Origin of the sequence: Pseudoalteromonas sp. SWXJZ10B (assembly GCF_015864475.1) — a bacterium.
Taxonomy (GTDB): Bacteria; Pseudomonadota; Gammaproteobacteria; order Enterobacterales; family Alteromonadaceae; genus Pseudoalteromonas; species Pseudoalteromonas arctica.
Genome location: NZ_JADYXD010000031.1, coordinates 24,767 through 44,135, shown reverse-complemented (window position 1 = coordinate 44,135; position 19,369 = coordinate 24,767). Strand labels below are relative to the sequence as shown.

Annotated in this window: 14 protein-coding genes and 2 pseudogenes; 3 read left to right on the top strand and 13 right to left on the bottom strand. The window is 38.8% G+C overall.

What is annotated here, in order from left to right; translation table 11 throughout:
* Positions 1-354: 354 nt before the first annotated feature.
* The 8 genes and pseudogenes from I6F54_RS18860 to I6F54_RS18830 all read right to left on the bottom strand — a co-directional run bounded on the left by I6F54_RS18860 (position 355) and on the right by I6F54_RS18830 (position 8,906).
* A pseudogene (locus I6F54_RS18860) lies at positions 355-1,920 on the bottom strand (transposase).
* A gap of 236 nt (positions 1,921-2,156) precedes the next feature.
* Positions 2,157-2,366, bottom strand: coding sequence for a hypothetical protein (locus tag I6F54_RS18855; protein ID WP_165740552.1), 210 nt, complete (start codon positions 2,364-2,366; stop codon positions 2,157-2,159).
* 1 nt (position 2,367) lies between these two features.
* Positions 2,368-2,853, bottom strand: coding sequence for a hypothetical protein (locus I6F54_RS18850; protein ID WP_165740551.1), 486 nt, complete (start codon positions 2,851-2,853; stop codon positions 2,368-2,370).
* 252 nt (positions 2,854-3,105) lie between these two features.
* Positions 3,106-3,389 (bottom strand): annotated as a pseudogene (locus I6F54_RS20525) (hypothetical protein); the annotation flags it as partial.
* A gap of 278 nt (positions 3,390-3,667) precedes the next feature.
* Positions 3,668-6,511, bottom strand: coding sequence for a PQQ-binding-like beta-propeller repeat protein (locus I6F54_RS18845; protein ID WP_197142680.1), 2,844 nt, complete (start codon positions 6,509-6,511; stop codon positions 3,668-3,670).
* 463 nt (positions 6,512-6,974) lie between these two features.
* The gene (locus tag I6F54_RS18840) at positions 6,975-7,355 is read right to left on the bottom strand and encodes an STAS/SEC14 domain-containing protein (RefSeq protein ID WP_197142678.1); all 381 of its coding nucleotides are present in this window, start codon (positions 7,353-7,355) and stop codon (positions 6,975-6,977) included.
* 188 nt (positions 7,356-7,543) lie between these two features.
* The gene (locus I6F54_RS18835) at positions 7,544-8,236 is read right to left on the bottom strand and encodes a cupin domain-containing protein (protein WP_197142676.1); all 693 of its coding nucleotides are present in this window, start codon (positions 8,234-8,236) and stop codon (positions 7,544-7,546) included.
* Positions 8,237-8,285: 49 nt separating this feature from the next.
* A complete protein-coding gene (locus I6F54_RS18830) occupies positions 8,286-8,906 on the bottom strand; it encodes a glutathione S-transferase family protein (protein WP_197142673.1) in 621 nt (206 codons plus the stop codon).
* Positions 8,907-9,296: 390 nt separating this feature from the next.
* Between I6F54_RS18830 and I6F54_RS18825 the strand changes: the two genes are divergently transcribed.
* Positions 9,297-9,815 carry a TetR/AcrR family transcriptional regulator gene (locus tag I6F54_RS18825; protein WP_101163235.1) on the top strand — a complete coding sequence of 173 codons (519 nt, stop codon included), beginning with the start codon at positions 9,297-9,299 and terminating at the stop codon, positions 9,813-9,815.
* 87 nt (positions 9,816-9,902) lie between these two features.
* On the opposite strand, the gene I6F54_RS18820 is transcribed toward I6F54_RS18825, so the two are convergent.
* The 5 genes from I6F54_RS18820 to I6F54_RS18800 form a co-directional block, all read right to left on the bottom strand.
* Positions 9,903-11,372, bottom strand: coding sequence for a carbon starvation CstA family protein (locus tag I6F54_RS18820; RefSeq protein WP_197142671.1), 1,470 nt, complete (start codon positions 11,370-11,372; stop codon positions 9,903-9,905).
* Between the two features lie 269 nt (positions 11,373-11,641).
* Positions 11,642-12,559: a carbohydrate kinase family protein gene (locus tag I6F54_RS18815; RefSeq protein WP_197142669.1), complete on the bottom strand. Its 918-nt coding sequence runs from the start codon at positions 12,557-12,559 to the stop codon at positions 11,642-11,644.
* 2 nt (positions 12,560-12,561) lie between these two features.
* Positions 12,562-14,085, bottom strand: coding sequence for a mannitol dehydrogenase family protein (locus I6F54_RS18810; protein ID WP_197142667.1), 1,524 nt, complete (start codon positions 14,083-14,085; stop codon positions 12,562-12,564).
* A gap of 60 nt (positions 14,086-14,145) precedes the next feature.
* Entirely contained in the window at positions 14,146-15,867 is a 1,722-nt protein-coding gene (locus I6F54_RS18805; protein ID WP_197142665.1) for a purine-cytosine permease family protein, read from the bottom strand.
* 210 nt (positions 15,868-16,077) lie between these two features.
* Positions 16,078-16,752 carry an HAD family hydrolase gene (locus I6F54_RS18800; RefSeq protein WP_165728995.1) on the bottom strand — a complete coding sequence of 225 codons (675 nt, stop codon included), beginning with the start codon at positions 16,750-16,752 and terminating at the stop codon, positions 16,078-16,080.
* Positions 16,753-17,169: 417 nt separating this feature from the next.
* Between I6F54_RS18800 and I6F54_RS18795 the strand changes: the two genes are divergently transcribed.
* Together I6F54_RS18795 and I6F54_RS18790 are read left to right on the top strand one after the other, a co-directional pair.
* A complete protein-coding gene (locus tag I6F54_RS18795) occupies positions 17,170-18,696 on the top strand; it encodes a catalase (protein WP_197142663.1) in 1,527 nt (508 codons plus the stop codon).
* Between the two features lie 135 nt (positions 18,697-18,831).
* The gene (locus I6F54_RS18790) at positions 18,832-19,347 is read left to right on the top strand and encodes an ankyrin repeat domain-containing protein (protein ID WP_197142661.1); all 516 of its coding nucleotides are present in this window, start codon (positions 18,832-18,834) and stop codon (positions 19,345-19,347) included.
* The last annotated feature ends 22 nt before the right edge of the window (positions 19,348-19,369 follow it).

Here is a 19,369-nt window from a genome sequence, read left to right as displayed (position 1 = left end):
TTGACAGGATAAGTCAGGCTTGTAGTTAGCCATAACAGTTTACCGTGGGTGAATAATATCTATTAGATCACAGCGAACAGATGGATTCAAGGTTAAAAAGCAACCAACCAAGAATAGTTGGATACGTTCCTAAAAAGAGTAATTCTACAGCCTCAACGAGCCTGTAGATTAACTCGTTTTTTTATTTATTTTTATTGATAAACAAACCATAGCTGAGTTCCTATTTTGGTTCAATCGATTACTGTATTTTATGCAGAATATAAAGTGGGAGTTTGGTGTTGTTTTAATTGGCGTTTTGGACGGGATTACGGGTACTTGAGTGGCTTTTATTTAGGGTAAAAGCGCTTACCCTTCTTAATGCATCGTGTTTTGCAGCTTTTCTATATTATGAACAAGACAATACAGTTGCCATTGCGCATTCACTTTCGTTTGACCCCGTAAGGTCAATTTATTCATGCCTTTATTCACTGTAATGTTCCCGAACACTGGCTCAATACACCCGAGTCGTTTGCTATATTGTCGTCGACCTATGGGGCTGTCTATTTTTACTTTCATTTTGTCTACATAGCTCAGCTTTTTGCGTGATTCATTATTTATAAACTGTACTTGTCGCCCCGTTTTAATGGGTGGCTTTCGCATGCATTGCTGCTGTAGCGGGCACGTTTTACAGTCTTTTAAATAACCACAGAATCGCGTGTATTGCTGATTGTGACTTTTTACATTTATCCCGCTTCGCCACATGGCATTGCCTGCAGGGCAGCGGCATGTTTGCGTTGCCTCATCATAATGAAAATCATCTGAGGTAAATAATCGTGGCTTGCCTTTGCTGCGTTTTAGTCGGCGCTTTTCTTGCTCTGTTTCGTATGTTTCGCTGGCTTTAAACAATGGATTTCGTTTTCTAAATTGGTTGTCCGCAATGTAGGTATCGAACCCACTTTGCGCCATAAATTCAAGATTTACTTCGCTGTTAAACCCACTGTCTGCGGTGAATTTGATGGTATGCTCATCTTCCATTTTTTCTGTATTGAGTTTAGCGAGTTGCTGTTTTAATTGTGCAACGGCTGGCTGTAAAGTTTGTTGCTCGCCTACTGAGCCCCACGCTTGTGCTTGCAGGATAATTTGGTGTTTATCATCGTTTATCGCGATGCCGTTGTAACCTTGGATTGTGCCTTTTGAGGTCGTCATTTTTGCACTATCTGGATCAGTGATATTACTTTTAACAGGCTTGCCTTTACTGCCTGTTTTCTCTTCGTGAGTGGCTAAAAACTCGGTGATTTTATCTGCACTTTTATCTAGCTTTTCTTTTTGTTTTAAATCCTGAGTTATCAATTCTTCGCCCAGTCCATCTTGTGATTGGTGGCGTTCAATAATACGTTTGCTTGCGCGTTCTAGTTTTGCTTTTTTGCGACCTAACTCATCGAATGTGCCACTCCACTCTTTACTCGCATTGGACTTTAATTTACACCCATCAATGGCAAACATGTTGCGGCCTATCAAGTCTTCCTCATCACATATCATCAGCACTTGCGTAAAAATCGGCTCAATCTGTTCATGCATTTTAGCAACGAAGCCTGCTATTGATGCGTAATGCGGCTGGATATCTCCCGACACACTCATAAATAAAATGTTCGTCTCACACGCTTTAGTAATGCGGCGGCTACTAATAACACCATGCGCATAACCCAGTAAAATAATCTTTAGCATTACCGAGGGTGGATACACCGCCGCGCCCGTTTTGTCGTTGTTATACCACGTGTCAAAGCCCGACAAGTCGATTTTATTTTCGACAATATAACAAAGGGCATACCCAAAGGTGCCAGGCAAAATTTGCTAAGCAAAATTGATAGGAATGAATTTATTTTGACAGGATAAGTCAGGCTTAACTTCTCTCCCAAAGAAAGTGCCATAACGGTTTACCATAGGTGAATAATATCTATTAGATCACAGCGAATAGATGGATTAAAGGTTAAAATGCAATCAATTGAATGTAGTTGGATACGTTCCTAAAAAGAGTAATTCTACAGCCTCAACGCCGAGTTAAGGTGTGAGCAACGCAATACCGATGCCGATGCCGCCGCATAACACCTTAACCACTAAAACCAACGGATAGTAAAAATGCCGCGTGTTGTGAATCACTCTTAAACAGTTTGCTATGTTTATTTTCTTGGCCATGGGTTATCAGGTTCAACATGTATCATAGGTTTGTCATCAGAGCCCTTTCCCTGACTGCGCCCCTTACCACTAGGAGTACCCCGCCACGGACCCTTACCTGAATCACCACGAGATGCTTTACCTCGCCCAACACCGTCTTTATCGCTACCTTTCGTAGAGCCTTTACCTACGTCGTTACTTTCTTTTTTTGACATCTCAGATACCTTTTGGAACAAAGAAGCTTTCAGGTGGATATGCTTTGAGAACTTCATCGATACATTTTGTTTTTACTGCTTTTTTTTCAGTGCTTTCAGGAGACTTACTGACTAAAGTCGCTTGTTTTTCCATAATTTCATTGAACTTAATTTCGTGAGTTTCATTGTATTCCCTAGTCGTACTGATACTCACTTTTAGCTGTATCAACTCATATGATAAAACTCGATATTCGCTAAGTACTTCTTCATATAGACGCACTCTTTTGGTTATACCTAAGATTGGTTTCGCAACAGATATAACCGCCGAAATGACCAAAAATACTTGCCAAAAAACACCACCCAGACCGTCACTCCACAAAGTTAAGCCAGCTATAGCAGATGTCGAGGCTGTTGCAGCGATAGTAAACTCCATTAAATTGTTAATTCGTACATACTTTTGGAGCCTGTATCCAAAGTATTTCTCATTCAACTTTGCTGTTCGTAGCAAGTCATATACTTCCCAAACGGGATGCCTCTCTCTCAAGTTACCTCCTGTAAATATAACGAGCCTGTAGATTAACTCGTTTTTTTATTTGTTTTTATTGATTAATAAACCATAGCTGAGTTCCTATTTTGGTTCAATTGATTACTGTATTTTTACGCAGAATATAGAAGTATTTGATATTGTTTTAATTGGCGTTTTGGAAGGGATTAAGGGTGCTTGAGTAGCTTAAATTTAGGTTAAAAGGGCTTCCCCTTCTTAATGTATCGTATTTTGCAGCTTTTCTATATTATGAACAAGGTAATACAGCTGCCGCACAATAAATTAAAGGCATTCACTTTCACCAGGCCCCGTAAGGTCAATTTATTCATGCCTTAAATCACTGTAATATTCCGCTTTCTATTTGAAGAAAAGTAGGCTCTATACGGTCAAGTCATTTGGCTTTCTTTAATAAACAGCTGTTGTCGAGCAATTGGTCTGTCTATTTTTACTTTCATTTTGTCTACATAGCTCAGCTTTTTGTGTGATTCATTATTTATAAACACTAAAGGCAAAAAGAAAGACCTGAGCCAAATTATTAAGGCTGTACTTAACATTTTTCTTAAGTACTTAACTATGACATCCGTGTAGGTAACAAAGGAGCATCTTCCCTAGAAAAAACCAAAGGTCAGCGCGCTCTAAAATAGCAGCGCACTATAAGTAATATTTTATATACATTAAGGTTTCTTTATCACGTAAACTTTAATCAGAGTAATTAATTTTATAGTACTATATTTTGTAAGCTCCAAAATATACGGTTTCTTTTATTGCACCCATTTTTCTATAATCGTTTTTCTAAAGTGATATCTAAAAATCTAAACCCACCTGTAGGTAACTGAACATTAATCTTCCCATTTGTGATTTTAAACTCATCCCCTGACAAAATATCTTTAATTTTTTTAGGCGATATAGTGTTAAAGGTTACCTCAGCTAGTGCTGTTTGTGGATTAATATAACCACCATCAACCAAAGTTAAACGTAAGTTAGTCGGTGAGGTTTGCGCGACAACCCAAGCTACATTGCCCTTTACTGTAATGGGTAATAGCTTTGATTTATCCTTAATACTTTTTTCTACCGTTTTATAAAATTCTTTTGCTGGAAAACGTTGTTTACCATCTGCAGAAACATACTCCCTACCGTCAGTTAAGTACTCTTGCATAATGTTTTTATAAATAGGGTGTAAATGATCAACTAAAGCACCTCTAGCTGCTTTATCATCAGCGAATACGCCCTTTTGTGGTGGTGTAATTAACACTAAACCGTTTGGGTATTGAGGTAAGAAACCCAAACGCCTTTCTTTAACACCTGCGGCATAACGTGAAAAATCCCACTCAGTCACAGGAGCCCCAGGCCATGAGCCATTTAGTCGGCTGAATACCATTGGATTTTCATCTTCGACCTTTTGATCATACAGCGACGTTGTTTTAACATTATTCCCTTCATCTAAATAATGATTATCTGGTGGCAACATGCCAATATTTACAGGTGAATAGCTTAAAATTTCATTAGGTTTAGGTATGTACAACGCGCCTTTGCCAATTAAATCCCAAAAGGTTTTCATGTGTGTTTGGTCAACAGGAAAATTATTAATATAAGTCGCGCCATTGGCTGCACTATAGATGTACTGTCGCAGAGCATGATTAGGCAACATTTGATGCGAATTTTGTCTTAATCGATCATAACTTGTGTTATCTCGAGCTAAACGCGCTCCCCAATTGTTAACCGAACCACTAGCCCACAAACCGACTCTACCGGCAATGCTTAATTCCATCGATTTATCAGTAGTTTCTTCCATTGCAGGTACAAAAACATCGGCGAATTCACCGGAAATTAGCCTTGACCACCCTTTTTTATAAACCATTGATTGCCAGAACGTGTGCTTGTTCCTTAAAAACAAGTTGCCGTTGAGTTTTTGTGCCGCCTCCGCTAAAGGAAACATAAAATCTTCTAACATTATTTCAAAATCTTTATCGTAGTGAGCCACTTCAGGAAAAATTAAAACAGATTTTTTCCCATTGGCTACTTTTAAGGTTTTAATATGAGTATCTAAACTACGGTAGTATGGATCGTTACCATGACCGCCCCAATAGGCTGCACCAACATCACCGCTATAGAGTTGTTTGGCTTTTTCTAATATTTCTGCTTGCGATAAATCATATTTTTTTCTTCGGTCACGTTTATTTTGATAAACCTTGTTCGGTATTGCAGAACGATCCCAATTTTCAGTACCCAGGTTGCCTGAATCAAGAAATATAGGGCTATCGTATTCATTCGTGATGTGTTTAACCACTTTCTTTGATGTCTTATTTATATCAGACATTAAATATACAGGTAATGGTTTATGTTTATATGTCGTTTCTTGGTAATGCGTTAACTGCTGGTTTACCTTGTCAATATTATTCAAAATAGCAGCAATTTTCCCAGGAGGATTTAAGTTTTTAAATTGATTATCCCATCCTTTTTTCGCAATATCTAAAACGTGAATGCTGCTACCACCACTTTGACTACTGGCTAAAATAATTTTATTTGTTGCAGGGTCTTTCCACATATCGTTATACGAATACTTTCCTGTAACCACATTAGTTTTAGTTTTAACTTTTTTCATAGTGGCAGGAATAATAGTTAAACTATTACCGTAAAGGATAAATATACTTTTTTCACCTTGATATTCAACTAGTTCGGTTTGAGCTATTCGATAACCAAACTTACCGAATATAGGTGATATTGTTTTTAATGGAATAACGGTTTCAGACTTTGTTTTAGGATCATATAAGGCGATGCTTTGGTTTTTCATTTTAGTGCTGCCCAAAAGCACCTCTTGATTTGCGTCGTCATCAATATCTACTACACGTATATCACCAATGGGTGAGCGCATCGCTTTTAATGGGTCAGCAATAAATGGCTTATCTGCGAGTGGTTTAAATAAATATATAGCGCCAGATCCTTGCATTGAATTAACAACACCTAGCACCGCTAAAACATCACTACCGTCGGCTTGTTTAAGTGCTCTTAAAAAGTTGATTGAGTGACGTTTCGCTGGTTGAGAACGCGCCTGAGGGTTATCTTTGGTTGCTTTGTTTGGGCGCGATTTTTCAATTGAATAAGTTGAAGATGCAATGGTTTTTATTAACTTACCTTGAGTGTCTAAATAATAAAAATTATTATCAAAACCACCGGCGACCACATATGAAGTATTATCTTTTTTTATAGCGGTAACAGAGTACATAGGTGCATCATTAATTTTAAATGACCATTTCAATTTACCTTTGTCGGATAAACAATACACATGACCATCTGCATTAGCGGTCAATATTTCATCATTACCATCACCGGTAATATCTTGTGTCCAAACATCATGGTTCATAAAACCAGACAATTTATTTTCCCATAAAACTTTACCGTCATAATCTACTGCAAATAAAGTCCCCTCGTAACTTGAGCCTACGATGTATGAGCCAGATTTGCGATTAGCTGATCTCACTTTACTAATAGTGTATGGGGTTTCAATACTATACAACGCAGGCGTTACATCAGGCCCTAATCTACTAGGACTAGCGGTAGTGCAACCGCTTGTTAGCAATACACATAATACAAGGTATGACATTTTTTTGATTATAGTTTTCATTTTTATCCCTGAATTAAGTATTTACTCAAACATTTGATATTTCTATTATGCGGAAGGATTAAACAAGAGAACCACTTTAATTACTATAATTAAATAGACAAAGCCGAGTCACTAAATTTACTTTTGGACTAAGCGTTCATCTTTTTACTGAACTAGACTGCCACCCTAATGAAATATACAAAACGGTGCCATTAAATTTAATTTTAGATTAATAATTTATCTTTTATCGCCGGGTTATTTCATTTCATCCATTAAATAAGTCATTAGCGCTCTTACTACAAAACAAGACTGTTGTGATCAACTAATTCCGGACAGTGGGTTAAGTTTGTCTTCTGCTACAGCAGGGGCAAGCATTCGATTATAGCTATATGGCCCGCGCCAGTTATAGTAATTCATCAAATAACGTTACCCATAAAGAAAAAAGCACTCTATAAGAGTGCTTTAATTTAAGTTTTCAATCAGGCTATTCGTCTAGCCAATCTATGGCTGCGGTAGCATTTTCAAAGTATTGAACCTCACCCGATATAAACCAGTTACCTATTTTTGCCATTCGAGCTTGCCACTCTTTATTGCCGTAAATAGCTACTTTTTTAAATTCTTTAGAGTGCTTAACACCTAACTTGAGGTCATCCCACGCTGCGCGTAGTTCCCAGCCTTCAAGTTCGCTGCCATCTATTAAAACATTTACTACAGGATGATTAACTTCGCTAAGTGCTGAATTTATCATTGGGGTAATTATTTTATAGTCGTCATGAGTAAGTGTACCAACGGCTTTAAGTTTTAAAAAAAACTCTCGTCCTGCACGTTCAAGACCAATAGATAAACCATGTGTTGTGTGTACCATTGCCACTCTCCTTAAATAGTAAGTAACAAAAATACACCTTCTAAAGTTAATTAGTCCTGAACTAAATCAATAAATAGTCCTGAACTGGATCAATAAATAGTCCTGAACTGGATCAATAAATAGTCCTGAACTGGATCAATAAATAGTCCTGAACTAGATCAATAAACAATCTCAAATAAACGACTCAATTATGCGTTTTGTACACGAGATATCTGGTTTTCTACATCAGTTAAATGGCCCGTTTTAAGCCATACTTTTGCACCATTACTTCCCGCTTTAACGTTAACAGAGCTATTAATAGGCACTCTTAACCAACTATTTTTTACAAGGGTATCGGCTTGTTCATCAAATGAGCCTTCAAGTACTAGCAGCTCTGCTCCACCTTTTGCGTTTATAACCATGCAGGCGCTGGGCTTAAAGTGCAACAAGCTTACGTCTTCAAAATCGTCTTTGTATAAAGGGGTTACGGCTACATTTTTAAAACTAGGGTGCGCCGTACTTTGCATCAAGTCTGTTTGTAAACGCACGTGGGTTCGATCATCTGGCTGAAACTGCCATAACTTTACAAATATAACGCAGCCATTTTCAGACCCCGGTTTGTGCTTTGATTGCGGTGGGTTACGGATATAAGAACCTGCCACAAAGTCACCATGTTCATCTTGAAATACCCCTTCAAGCACAACAAACTCTTCACCGCCTGTATGAACATGCGGCGAAAATTCACTGCCAGGTGCATAACGAACAATAGTCGTTGCGCGAGCAACTTCGTCGCCCACACGGTCCAGTGCTCGTCTATCAACACCCGCCATTGGCGATGCAACCCACGGTAGCGTTTCGCTATGTACCACAACTCGTTTACTAAAATCGGCAGCAATTTTCATATTTGGCTCCTAACCGTAACTCCACTTAAATTTTAAACTAACAACCTAATTAAGCCGCAACACTTGGGCGTTTTGCTACTTTTTCTTGCCATGCAACTAAATGGGTTAACTCACTCGGGATTGCTATTTGTGCAAATCCAGCAAATACCAAACCAGCATACAATGTAATATCAGCAATACTAAACTGCTCACCACCAACAAATGCTGATTGCGCTAATACATCATTAAAATAGCTAAACCCTTGGCGTGCCTTTTCACCTTGTTTTTCACCCCACGCTACGTTTTGATACGTTTCTAGCTCTGGGCCTAAGCCATCAGTTGCATGATGAAAGTAAGTTGCCACAGCGTCAAGCACCATAGATTCTGCGCGCTTTTGCATCATATTAATTACTGCACGCTCTTTTGCGGTTTCACCCATTAACGATGGACCTTCAAACGCGGTATCAATGTACTCAGTAATAGCGGTACTTTCAGATATAAACGTACCGTCATCCAGCTCTAAAACGGGTACGCTTGCTAATGGGTTTTTAGCTAAAAAAGCATCTGTTCTATGTTCACCATTTAGTAAATCTACAGGCACAAACTCAACATGTGCAGTGGCATTTTTTTCAGCTAAAGCAATACGAACACGAAGTGGATTTGGAAAGTTTTCTACATCATAAATTTTCATAGCAATCTCTATCTTTATTGTTTAAAAGTGAATTAATGGCAGCAACCTACCTACCGGTAGGTAATTTATAGTATTAAACTAAATTTAAGTCAACGTTTAAATTTTTCTGATTTATAGGATTTAACTTAATTCATAATAAAATTAGGGGGTTGCTTAAAAATAAAAACGCTTGTAAATAACTACCTACTGGTCGATAATTTTGCTATTCCAATTGCATTAAATAAGTGATCTATTATTGCGCTAAGAAAATAGCGCAATAACAAGGCGAAAATTATGACATCTAGTTATTCTATATGAATAATTTTTAACGCAGTTAGTGAGTTGTTTAATGCGATACAATGATCATGTTTTAATAAAATTGGTATTACTGCAGATAGGAAAATATTAAAAGTGAGTAAAAAAGAAGCGTTATTAAAAGCAGCTGAAAACAAGGTGCGCCTTGGCGGGTACAGTAATTTTAGTTTTAGAGAGCTCGCAAGCGAAGTTGGAATTAAGAGCGCCAGTGTGCACTATCACTTTCCGACTAAGGCCGATTTAGGTGCTGAGCTTGCTCATCAATATACTAATTCTTTTTTAGCTGCGTTAGGCGAGCCAAACGAGCTTAAAGCAAGCGGTAAAAATCCTATTGATGTGTACACTCAGCTTTTTAGAAGTGCATTAGTAACCGATCGTAAAATGTGTTTATGTGGTTTGCTAGGAGCCGAAAGCGATAGCCTTCCAGATAAAGTACGCCTTGAAGTAAAACGCTTTTTTAATCAAAATTTAACATGGCTTAGCGCTGCGCATTTAGCTAATGGTGAACTCAACCCTACTAAAGCGGCTATTCAAACAGTGAGCTTGCTTGAGGGTGCTATGATGATAAGCAAAACGCTCGACGATAACAGTTACTTTGAACTTGCAACTCAGTAATACCTAAATTTAGTACACAAAAAAAGCGAGCTATTCATTATGAATAGCTCGCTTTTTTAATGCTTGAAATAACTTATGTGATTATTATTAAACCGCTGTTGGTTTAACTTTATGCTTAGAGTGCACAATAGCTAAAACAATTAAGCCAATCACTGTTACTACAGCGCCAATAGGTTTACCTAAATCACTTGATAAGTTAAGACCAATTGCGGCAGTACCAATATAAGAAACCGTTACCGCAGTTGCTATAACAGCAGGAACACTGGCAATCCAATGGAATGTACCACGGTCAAACAGGTACTTAGTGGCAAGCCATAATACGCTTGTAGAAAGCAGCATGTTTGAAAATGCAAAGTAGCGCCAAATTAATGAGAAATCGAGCTTCGTCATAAAGTACGCTATAGCAAGTATAGGCACCGCTACTAATAAACGGTTACGTAAACTTTGCGGAATATTAAACGCATCAACAACGGTTAAACGTAATGAGCGGAACGCTGTATCACCAGAAGTAATTGGGAAAACGGCTACTGCAATAATTGCCATTATACCGCCAAATACACCTAAGTAACTGTTAGCTACATGGTTAACAACTAAACCTGGACCACCTTGATCAAGCAATGCTTTTAAGCCCGCGTAACCATCTGGGAACGCTGCAATACCAGCAAGTGCCCATACACAACCTACAATACCTTCACACATCATTGCGCCGTAGTAAACTGGACGTACGTATTTTTCGTTAGTTAAACAGCGCGCAATAATTGGCGCTTGAGTAGAGTGAAAACCACTAATAGCACCACAGGTAATTGTTATAAATAACAATGGCCATGTTGGTAGTCCATCTGGATTTGGCTCTAAAAAGTCATGAGCGTGATCAGCTTCAAAGTAAGCTAAAAAGTCACTTGGTACCGGTAAGTGCGGCGCATTAATAAGTAATGAAATAGCAATTGCCACTGTCATTACAATCATTAGCCCACCAAAAATTGGGTAAAACTTAGTAATGATTTTATCAATTGGTAGCAAGGTAGCTAAAAAGTAATACGCTAAAATAGCGAGTACCCAAAAGGTATTATTTGCCAGTATTGTACCTTCAAAAAAATCAAGGTTACTTAGCAAACCTGCAGGGCTCATAATAAATACTACACCTACAAAAAACAGTAGCATGGCAGTAAATACAAGCATAAAGCCTTTAAATACGACGTTGTAATAATGGCCTGCGATTTCTGGTAGGCTTTTACCGTCTTCTTTTATACTCATTACACCTGAGAAGAAGTCGTGTACAGCGCCACCTAAAACATTACCAAGTACAATCCATACTAGTGCAACTGGTCCGTATAAAGCACCTAAAATTGGGCCAAATATTGGACCTACGCCAGCAATGTTTAAAAACTGAATTAAAAATGCTCGTACAGGGTGAATAGCTACGTAATCAACACCTTCGCTAAAGCGTTTTTGTGGTGTGTCAGCAGTTGAATCCAAACCGGCTTGTTTTTCAACAAATGGGCTGTAAAACTTATAGCCCAGTATTAAAATAGTGAGGCAGATAAAAAAGATGATCATAAAGCACGTTTCTCTTTTTGTATTTTAGTTATAGAGCGCATTGTGTGTCGCCCCGCCTTTTCAATCCGTGAATAATCGACGAACAATAACAAAGCTTCAACCCTCAAACAATAAGACGTTTAGCTAATACAATAATCGATATAAGCCACTATTTACGCAACCTGCACACTTAACGCTCCACATTGAATATTTATTACACACGTCTTATTTTGGGCACAAAAAAAGCGGTTAAACTTTTACGTTATAACCGCTTTCACACACAATGTTTTTTAAAGTGGGTTCATAAACTCACTAATTTGTTGATGCGTTAAAGTAGGTGTTGCGCCAGAACTTTCGGCGACCATTGCTCCAACGGCACATGCAAAGTCAACGGCATATTGCGCGTCGTCGTTGCTACAAAGCTGATAAATTAACGAACCTAAAAACGAATCCCCTGCGCCAACAGTGTCAATTACGCTAATTAAATAACCTGAATTATAAAAATTCTCGCCTTTGATTGTTAATAAAGCACCGTGGCTACCTTTGGTTACGCATAAGTAATCGGTATTTGTTTGCTGTGCTATAAACGCTAAATTTTGTTCAAGCGAATGAAACTTACAACCCATCGATTTTGCTATTTCGTATAGCTCTTCATCGTTTAATTTAATAAAATCTGCTTTATTCATTAAGTCTACAAGTGTTTCTAGCTTGTAATGCGGTGCACGTAGGTTTACGTCAAATACTTTAAAGTTTGCTACATCAACTAGTTGATTTAATGTTGCTAAAGACGCTTCGCTTCGCCCAATTAAGCTGCCAAATACAAATACATCGCTACTTTTAACTTTACTAAGTAACTCATCAGTAAGCGCTATATTATCCCACGCAGTGTCTGCCACTATTTCATAACTTGCTGAGCCACCACTGTCGAGTGCTACCTCAACCGTGCTAGTTTTTTTGTCACTATTAATAGCAATGTATTCGCAGCTTACGCCTTTGCTAGTAATTTCGCCAAGTAACTCAGCGCCTAACTCGTCGTTACCTACTGCACTTATCATGTCGGCTTTAATGCCTAGTGAGTTAATACGCACACACATATTAAGTGGCGCGCCACCTAGGCGTTTACCTGAATCAAAACAATCCCACAGCACTTCGCCAAAGCAGCTAACACTTACGTTTTCGCCTGATTTATGATTAATTAAAATGCTCATAATTAGTTACTCTTTTGATCAAGTACAGCCTGCATAATGGCTTTAATTTTACTATTAGGTGCATACAACGCAGCAATCGACTTTTTATATTCAGCAGTAAACGTTTCGTTATGCTCAAGCTTACCAAACAAGCTCGTTAACTTTAAAAATGCAATTGGGCTAGTTTGAGTCTCTTGCGCGTAAGAATTAAGCTCTTTGTGCATAGCATCTTGAATTTCAAGTTGCTCACCGTTTTCACTTAAACCTTTATCGCTGTATAAACACCAAGTTGCAATAACAAGCGTTGCCAGTGATACATCTCGACCTTGTACTAGGTTTTCGTTAATAGTGGCAATTAAAAACTTAGGCAGTTTAGCTGAGCTTTCACTACATATACGCGCTAGGCTGTCTTTAATATTAGGGTTAGCAAAACGCTCTATTAACGTATCTTTGTAGCTTTCAAGGTCAATGCCTTCAAGTGGTTCAAGATTTGGCGTTACTTCTTTATCCATAAAAGCACGCAGGTATGTGGCAAATAATTCATCAGATACCGTTTCGTCAATAGTGCCATAGCCATGGATTGAACCTAATAAACCAAGCACAGAATGCCCTGCATTAAGTAAACGTATTTTCATGGTTTCATAAGGCGTTACATCAGTAACAAACTGTGCACCAACAACATCCCAATTTGGACGAGAGTCACTAAATGTGTCCTCTATTACCCATTGTGTAAATGACTCACAGGTAATTGGCCACTCGTCGCTAACACCATATGCATCAACCACGTAATCAATATCACTCTTTTTAGATACCGGTGTAATACGGTCAACCATCGCATTTGGAAACGATACGTTTTGCTCAATCCACTCACTTAGGTCTTTGTCTTGCTCTGTAGCAAAGGCTAAAAGCATTTTGCGTGTTACGTTACCGTTGTGCTGAATGTTATCGCACGACTGCACTGTAAATGCGCCTAAGCCTTGCTCTTTACGCAGTTTTAACGCAGCAGTAATGTAACCAAACGCTGTAATTGGGTCGTTCGGATTATTAATGTCGTTAATAATATCTGGATTGCTGGTGTCAAACTCGCCCGTTGCAGGGTTAAAGTTGTAGCCGCCTTCGGTAATAGTAAGCGACACAATTTTAGTATCGCTGTGCGCTAACTTATTAATTACCGCTTGTTTGTCCTCTGGAGCAAACAAAAAGTCGATCATTGAGCCAATTACTTTGTTATCTATTTTACCGTCTGGGTGTCTAACAGTAAGCGTATAAAGGTAATCTTGCTGCTTTAAAATATCACGCAGACCACGGTTACCCTCTAAAAGGCCAACACCACATATGCCCCATTGCTCAGAGCCTGGGGTTTTTAAAAGCTCGTTAACATATACCGCTTGATGAGCACGATGAAAACCGCCCACGCCAATATGAACAATACCGGCTTTAACTGCGCTACGGTCGTAGGTTGGTGTATCAACATGGCTTGGTAATTGAGCCAAGCTTTGTTGGTTTAGCCCTGTAACTAGAGCGTCAGTGTGTTGATGTTGCGTCATGGTGCGACCTTACTAAACAAAAATAAAATATAAATTACGATACTGTATTACGATAAGTAATTACGATGCTGTATTGAGTACTTTATGGCGTTTTAACGACCAGTACGCAGTAACAAAATAAATAACAGTACAAATAAAACAGGCTATTTCGAATTGCGATTTATTAGCGCTGTACATACTCATAGTTTCACTGAAAAACATCACCTGGCTGGCAAATATAAAAATAATAACCAGTGAAACCGTAGAAACCGCATTAAGTACTTTGGTAAATACAGAGCTGTCAATTACTGGCTTTGGAATGTCTTTAGCTTCAGCAGCTTGATATTCTTTAATATCACGTTGCTCTTGCTCTTCTGCTTCAATCTCTTGTGTGTAATCTTCAGCGGCGCCGTATTTTTTAGCTAAAAGCGTATAAATAACGATTGTGAAAATCCACGTAGGAATAAATAAGTAGTAAAACGACATAACATCAATAGCATTTAAGCCAAAACCAAACACAAGCGCCAGCGCCCAAGAGGCAATAGCCGGTACACTGCGGGTAATATTTTTATACTTAGCCCAGTAACGTGTTAAACCAATTTTAGGAAATAACACATGCTCAGCAAATACAATGCCGCCTACTGGTACTACTAATAAACCAGCGTAGGTAAGTAGCGGTAGCATTTGTGAAAATACAAACGGGAAACACGCAATAATTACGGTTACAACACCTACAATAGCGGTTGTGCGTTCACGTGATTGATTAACAAATATAGATTGTGCTGCAAGGCCTGCACGGTAAAGGTTTGCATTAGCTGTAGTCCAACCGGCAATAATTACAATAACAAAGCCAGTCCAACCTAATGCATGGTATGCAACATCGCCCGGATCAAGTGATGAAATAGTTGTTTTAAGTAATACCGCAACACCTGCGCCCATAATACCGGCAGAGATCCACGCTAAGTAATGACCAAAAAACATGCCCACGCCAGAAAACAAGCCATAGCTTTTGCGTTTAGCAAATCTAAAAATAGCCATGTCAATCAAACCAAAGTGAGTAATTGAGTTAGCAGCCCATGCAAAACCAATTACTTCGAGTAAGCCAATGCCTTTTTCGCCATCCGCATTTGTGCCGGTCCATATGGAGGAGTCGCCTATGGTCATAAAGTCGCTAAAGCTAGTTAAAGAGGTAGAACCTAATACGTGGTTTGAAAGTTCAGGGAATAACGCGAACGAGCCTGCAATAAATATAACAAATAGCCACGGTGCACAAAGCTTTGAAAAGTCAGCAACGGTTGAAAAACCGTACATCGCAACAAACACAACAATAGAGCCTACCGCTAAAACAATGGCTACAAACCAAAAGCTATTTGGATACCAATCAAGTTGCGCTGGTATATCAAACAAAAACCGTACGGCGGTGGAGGATACCGTGATCATCGCGGCCGATATAACACTAAAAATAACCACGTTAGCCCAGTTATAGAGCTTGGTCATTGAGTTACCAGCGATTTTGTTTAAGTAGTTATATAAACTTAAGCGGGTTTCTACTGCAATGGGTGCAGTAATCAGCCACCAAGAACACATTGCTAACAGGTTACCTATTAATAAACCCAGTAGAATGTCGATGGTTGAAGCGCCTAATGCAACAAACGTTGCACCAATAACAAATTCAGTAGCCGCAACATGTTCGCCAGCATATAGCCCTGCAAAATGTTTCCAGCCGTGAAGCTTATTATTAGCAACAGGAAGTTGCTCTTCGTTTACATCTTTAAATGTTTGTGTGTGTGGACTCGTTGCCATGGTATTTCCTATTGTTAACAGCAAAAGATTTAATACCTAAATACTTTGCCTTTTATAATTTGGCTTATAAACGCATGATGTTTCGCCATGTCTTGTTTTATTTTTAGTAAAGCAAAACCATCTACATTTATATTTTGCGTTTGCTTGCCTGTCAGTGTGTAAGGCGAGCAAATCACGTTTAAAACTTTGTTTATTTAAAAAGCCGCGTGTTTACTGCTTTTTAAGTGCAGGGTATGCACTAAAAAAATCTTGCCAATGCGGTAAATGATCAACATTTGGGTAAGCACTGTGCACATGATTAACAGAGCCTTGCATATGTTGCCCACCGCTGTAATGCAGTACTTGCATGTTGGCGTCGATTCCTGCATTTACGCCGGCTTTACTGTCTTCAATCACTAAACAATGCTCTGGCTTTACACCCATTTGTTTAGCTGCATGTAAAAATAAATCGGGTGCTGGTTTGCCACGCTTAACTTCGCTGCTGGTAAAAACCGTATCGCTAAAGTACTTACTTAAACTCACTACGCTCAACGCTTTTGCGGTGCGTGCTGGGCTGCTGCTAGTAGCTATACAAATAGGCACAGCTAAATTGTTAAGTACGTCTTTTATACCGTCAGTCGTGGTTAGCCCTGTTTCAAATTCGTTTAACAGTGCTTCGCGGTAGTCACCTTCAAAGCTTTCAGGAAGAGTGACATTAAATGCATCCGCTATTTTTTGGCTTACTGTTTTAAAATTGCAGCCTAAAAAGTGTTGCTGTACATAAGCACGGTCAATATCAACGCCTTTTTCAACAAGCATATTAATGAGTACTTGTGCGCTTAAAATTTCGCTATCAATAACAACGCCATCACAATCAAATATCACTAGCTCAATGTTAGTATTCATCTTGTCACCTTATTAAAACTGTTTGGTTTAGCTAATTTAAGTATAACGAGTTAAGCGCGATTAATAGTGTGCAGCTTTTTAGTGCAACTTAATAATGAGCATAAGCTCATGAGTTGAGCATATTCCCTTTATTGCACGAATATGTCAACACACTGTAAGTATAAAACGCACCAGCTTGGTGAAAATACACTCTGATAAAACTAAAAATCGTTGTATTTAATCAACTTTATAAAAATGCCTATCGACTAAGGTCGTAGATGGTAAGGCTTAAAAGCACCTCTGAAATTTATTTCATCTATTTTACAAATCATATCAATCTAATTAATCAGTTTTACCGAAGTTAATAAAATTAATACTATCGTTAACAGATTCACAGCCTGCACCACTGCCGGCACTTTTAAATAGATGAGGTCGACAATGAATACTCAAATAAACAAAACAAAATTAACACTAAGTGCGCTAGCACTTGCAATGGCATTACCGGCAAGCGCAGCAATAACTCTTACTAAAGATAACGGCGCAGCTGTTGGCGACAACCAAAACTCGATTACTGCTGGTGAGCGCGGCAGTGTATTACTAGAAGACGTACAACTAATTCAAAAACTACAACGCTTTGCACGTGAGCGTATTCCTGAGCGTGTTGTGCATGCTCGTGGTACTGGCGCACACGGTGTGTTTGTAGCATCAAAAGAGCTAGACGATTTAACAATTGCAGCACCGTTTGCACAAGCTGGTAAAGAAACAGACGTATTTGTTCGCTTTTCATCAGTAATTCATTCTAAAGGCAGCCCAGAAACACTGCGTGACCCACGCGGCTTTGCAATTAAGTTTTATACTGATGAAGGTAACTGGGATTTAGTCGGCCTTAACTTACCGGTATTTTTTATACGTGATGCGATTAAATTTCCAGATATGATCCATTCTTTGAAACCATCTCCGGTAGATAACATTCAAGATCCTAACCGTGTATTTGACTTTTTCTCCCACGAACCAGGTTCTACACAAATGCTAACGTGGGTTTACAGCGACTACGGTACACCAGCAAGCCTTCGTAAAATGGACGGCTGGGGTGTTCATTCTTACAAAATGATTAATAAATCGGGTGATGTTAAATACGTTAAGTTTCATTGGGTAAGCCAACAAGGCATTGATAACCTTGACGCAAAAGAAGTAGCAAAGGTGCAAAGTAAAAACTTTCAGCATTTAACACAAGATTTATACACTGAAGTTAATAAAGGTAATTTCCCTAAATGGGATCTGTACATTAAAACGCTTGATCCGTCGCAGCTTGATGACTTTGATTACAACCCATTAGACGCAACAAAAATGTGGTTAGATGTAAAAGAAACTAAAGCAGGAACACTTACATTAAATCGTATGCCAACTAACTTTTTCCAATCGACGGAACAAGTAGCTATGGCGCCATCAAACATTATTCCGGGTATTGAGCCCTCAGAAGACCGCTTATTACAAGGCCGTGTATTTTCTTACGCAGATACACAAATGTACCGCCTAGGTGCTAACCACCAGCAATTGCCCATTAACCGTGCAAAAGTTGAAGTAGTTAACTACAACCAAGACGGCGCAATGAATTACGGTAACACTACAGGCAATGTAAACTACCAGCCAAGTCAAGAAAACGTTGCTGAAAACCCAATTGCACGTAGAAGCCAAACCGAGCTTAAAGGCTACGTACAGCAAGCCGCGATTAAAAAGCAACAAAACTTCGCGCAAGCCGGTGTTTTATACCGTGGTTTTAGCAAGCAAGAACGTACAAACCTCGTTAATAACCTTGCAGGCGATTTAGGCAAAGTGCAAAACAGCAATGTTAAACACAAAATGCTTAGCCACTTTTACAAAGCAGACAGTGAGTACGGTACACGTTTAACTAAAGCTGTAAACGGCGATATTAAAATGGTTAAACAACTAGCAGCTAACTTGTAAGTAGCTAGTTGTAATTAACTAGCTGTAAGTAATCAGTTGTAAAAATTAGTCCCAACTAAGCAAGCAGCTATATAAGCAACCACAATTATGAGGAAGGGATAACCCCCCTTCCTCTTTTTATAAGAGACAATTGTTATGCGTAATTTATTAATTATAGTCGCTCTACTACTGAGCTTTACCAGTAGCGTTTACGCTCAAAATACCCCAAGTACACAAACACCCAGTACGCAAGTTGAAAGCCAACATTCTGCAAAAACACAATACCAAAGCTTATTTGCTTATTACTTTGCCGCAGCTCGTACAAACGATACAGCCGTAATAGAGCAATTTGTAGATGCCGGTATTCCTATCGACAGTTACAACAATAAAGGTTACACCGCATTAATGATAGCCACTTATCATGGTAATAAAAACACGGTAAACACGCTTTTACACTTAGGCGCTAATGCTTGCATGGAAGATAACCGGGGTAACACAGCACTTATGGCCGCTATATTCAGAGGTGAATTTAGTATAGCTAAAACACTCGTATCACTTGATTGCGACAATGCGCATCAAAACAAAGCTGGCCAAACAGCCGAGCAATTTGCACAAAAATTTGGTCAACAAAAAGTTATAGAGTTACTAGCACAGGTAAATAATGGAAAATAATCTGCACGCAACAAAAAGCCCT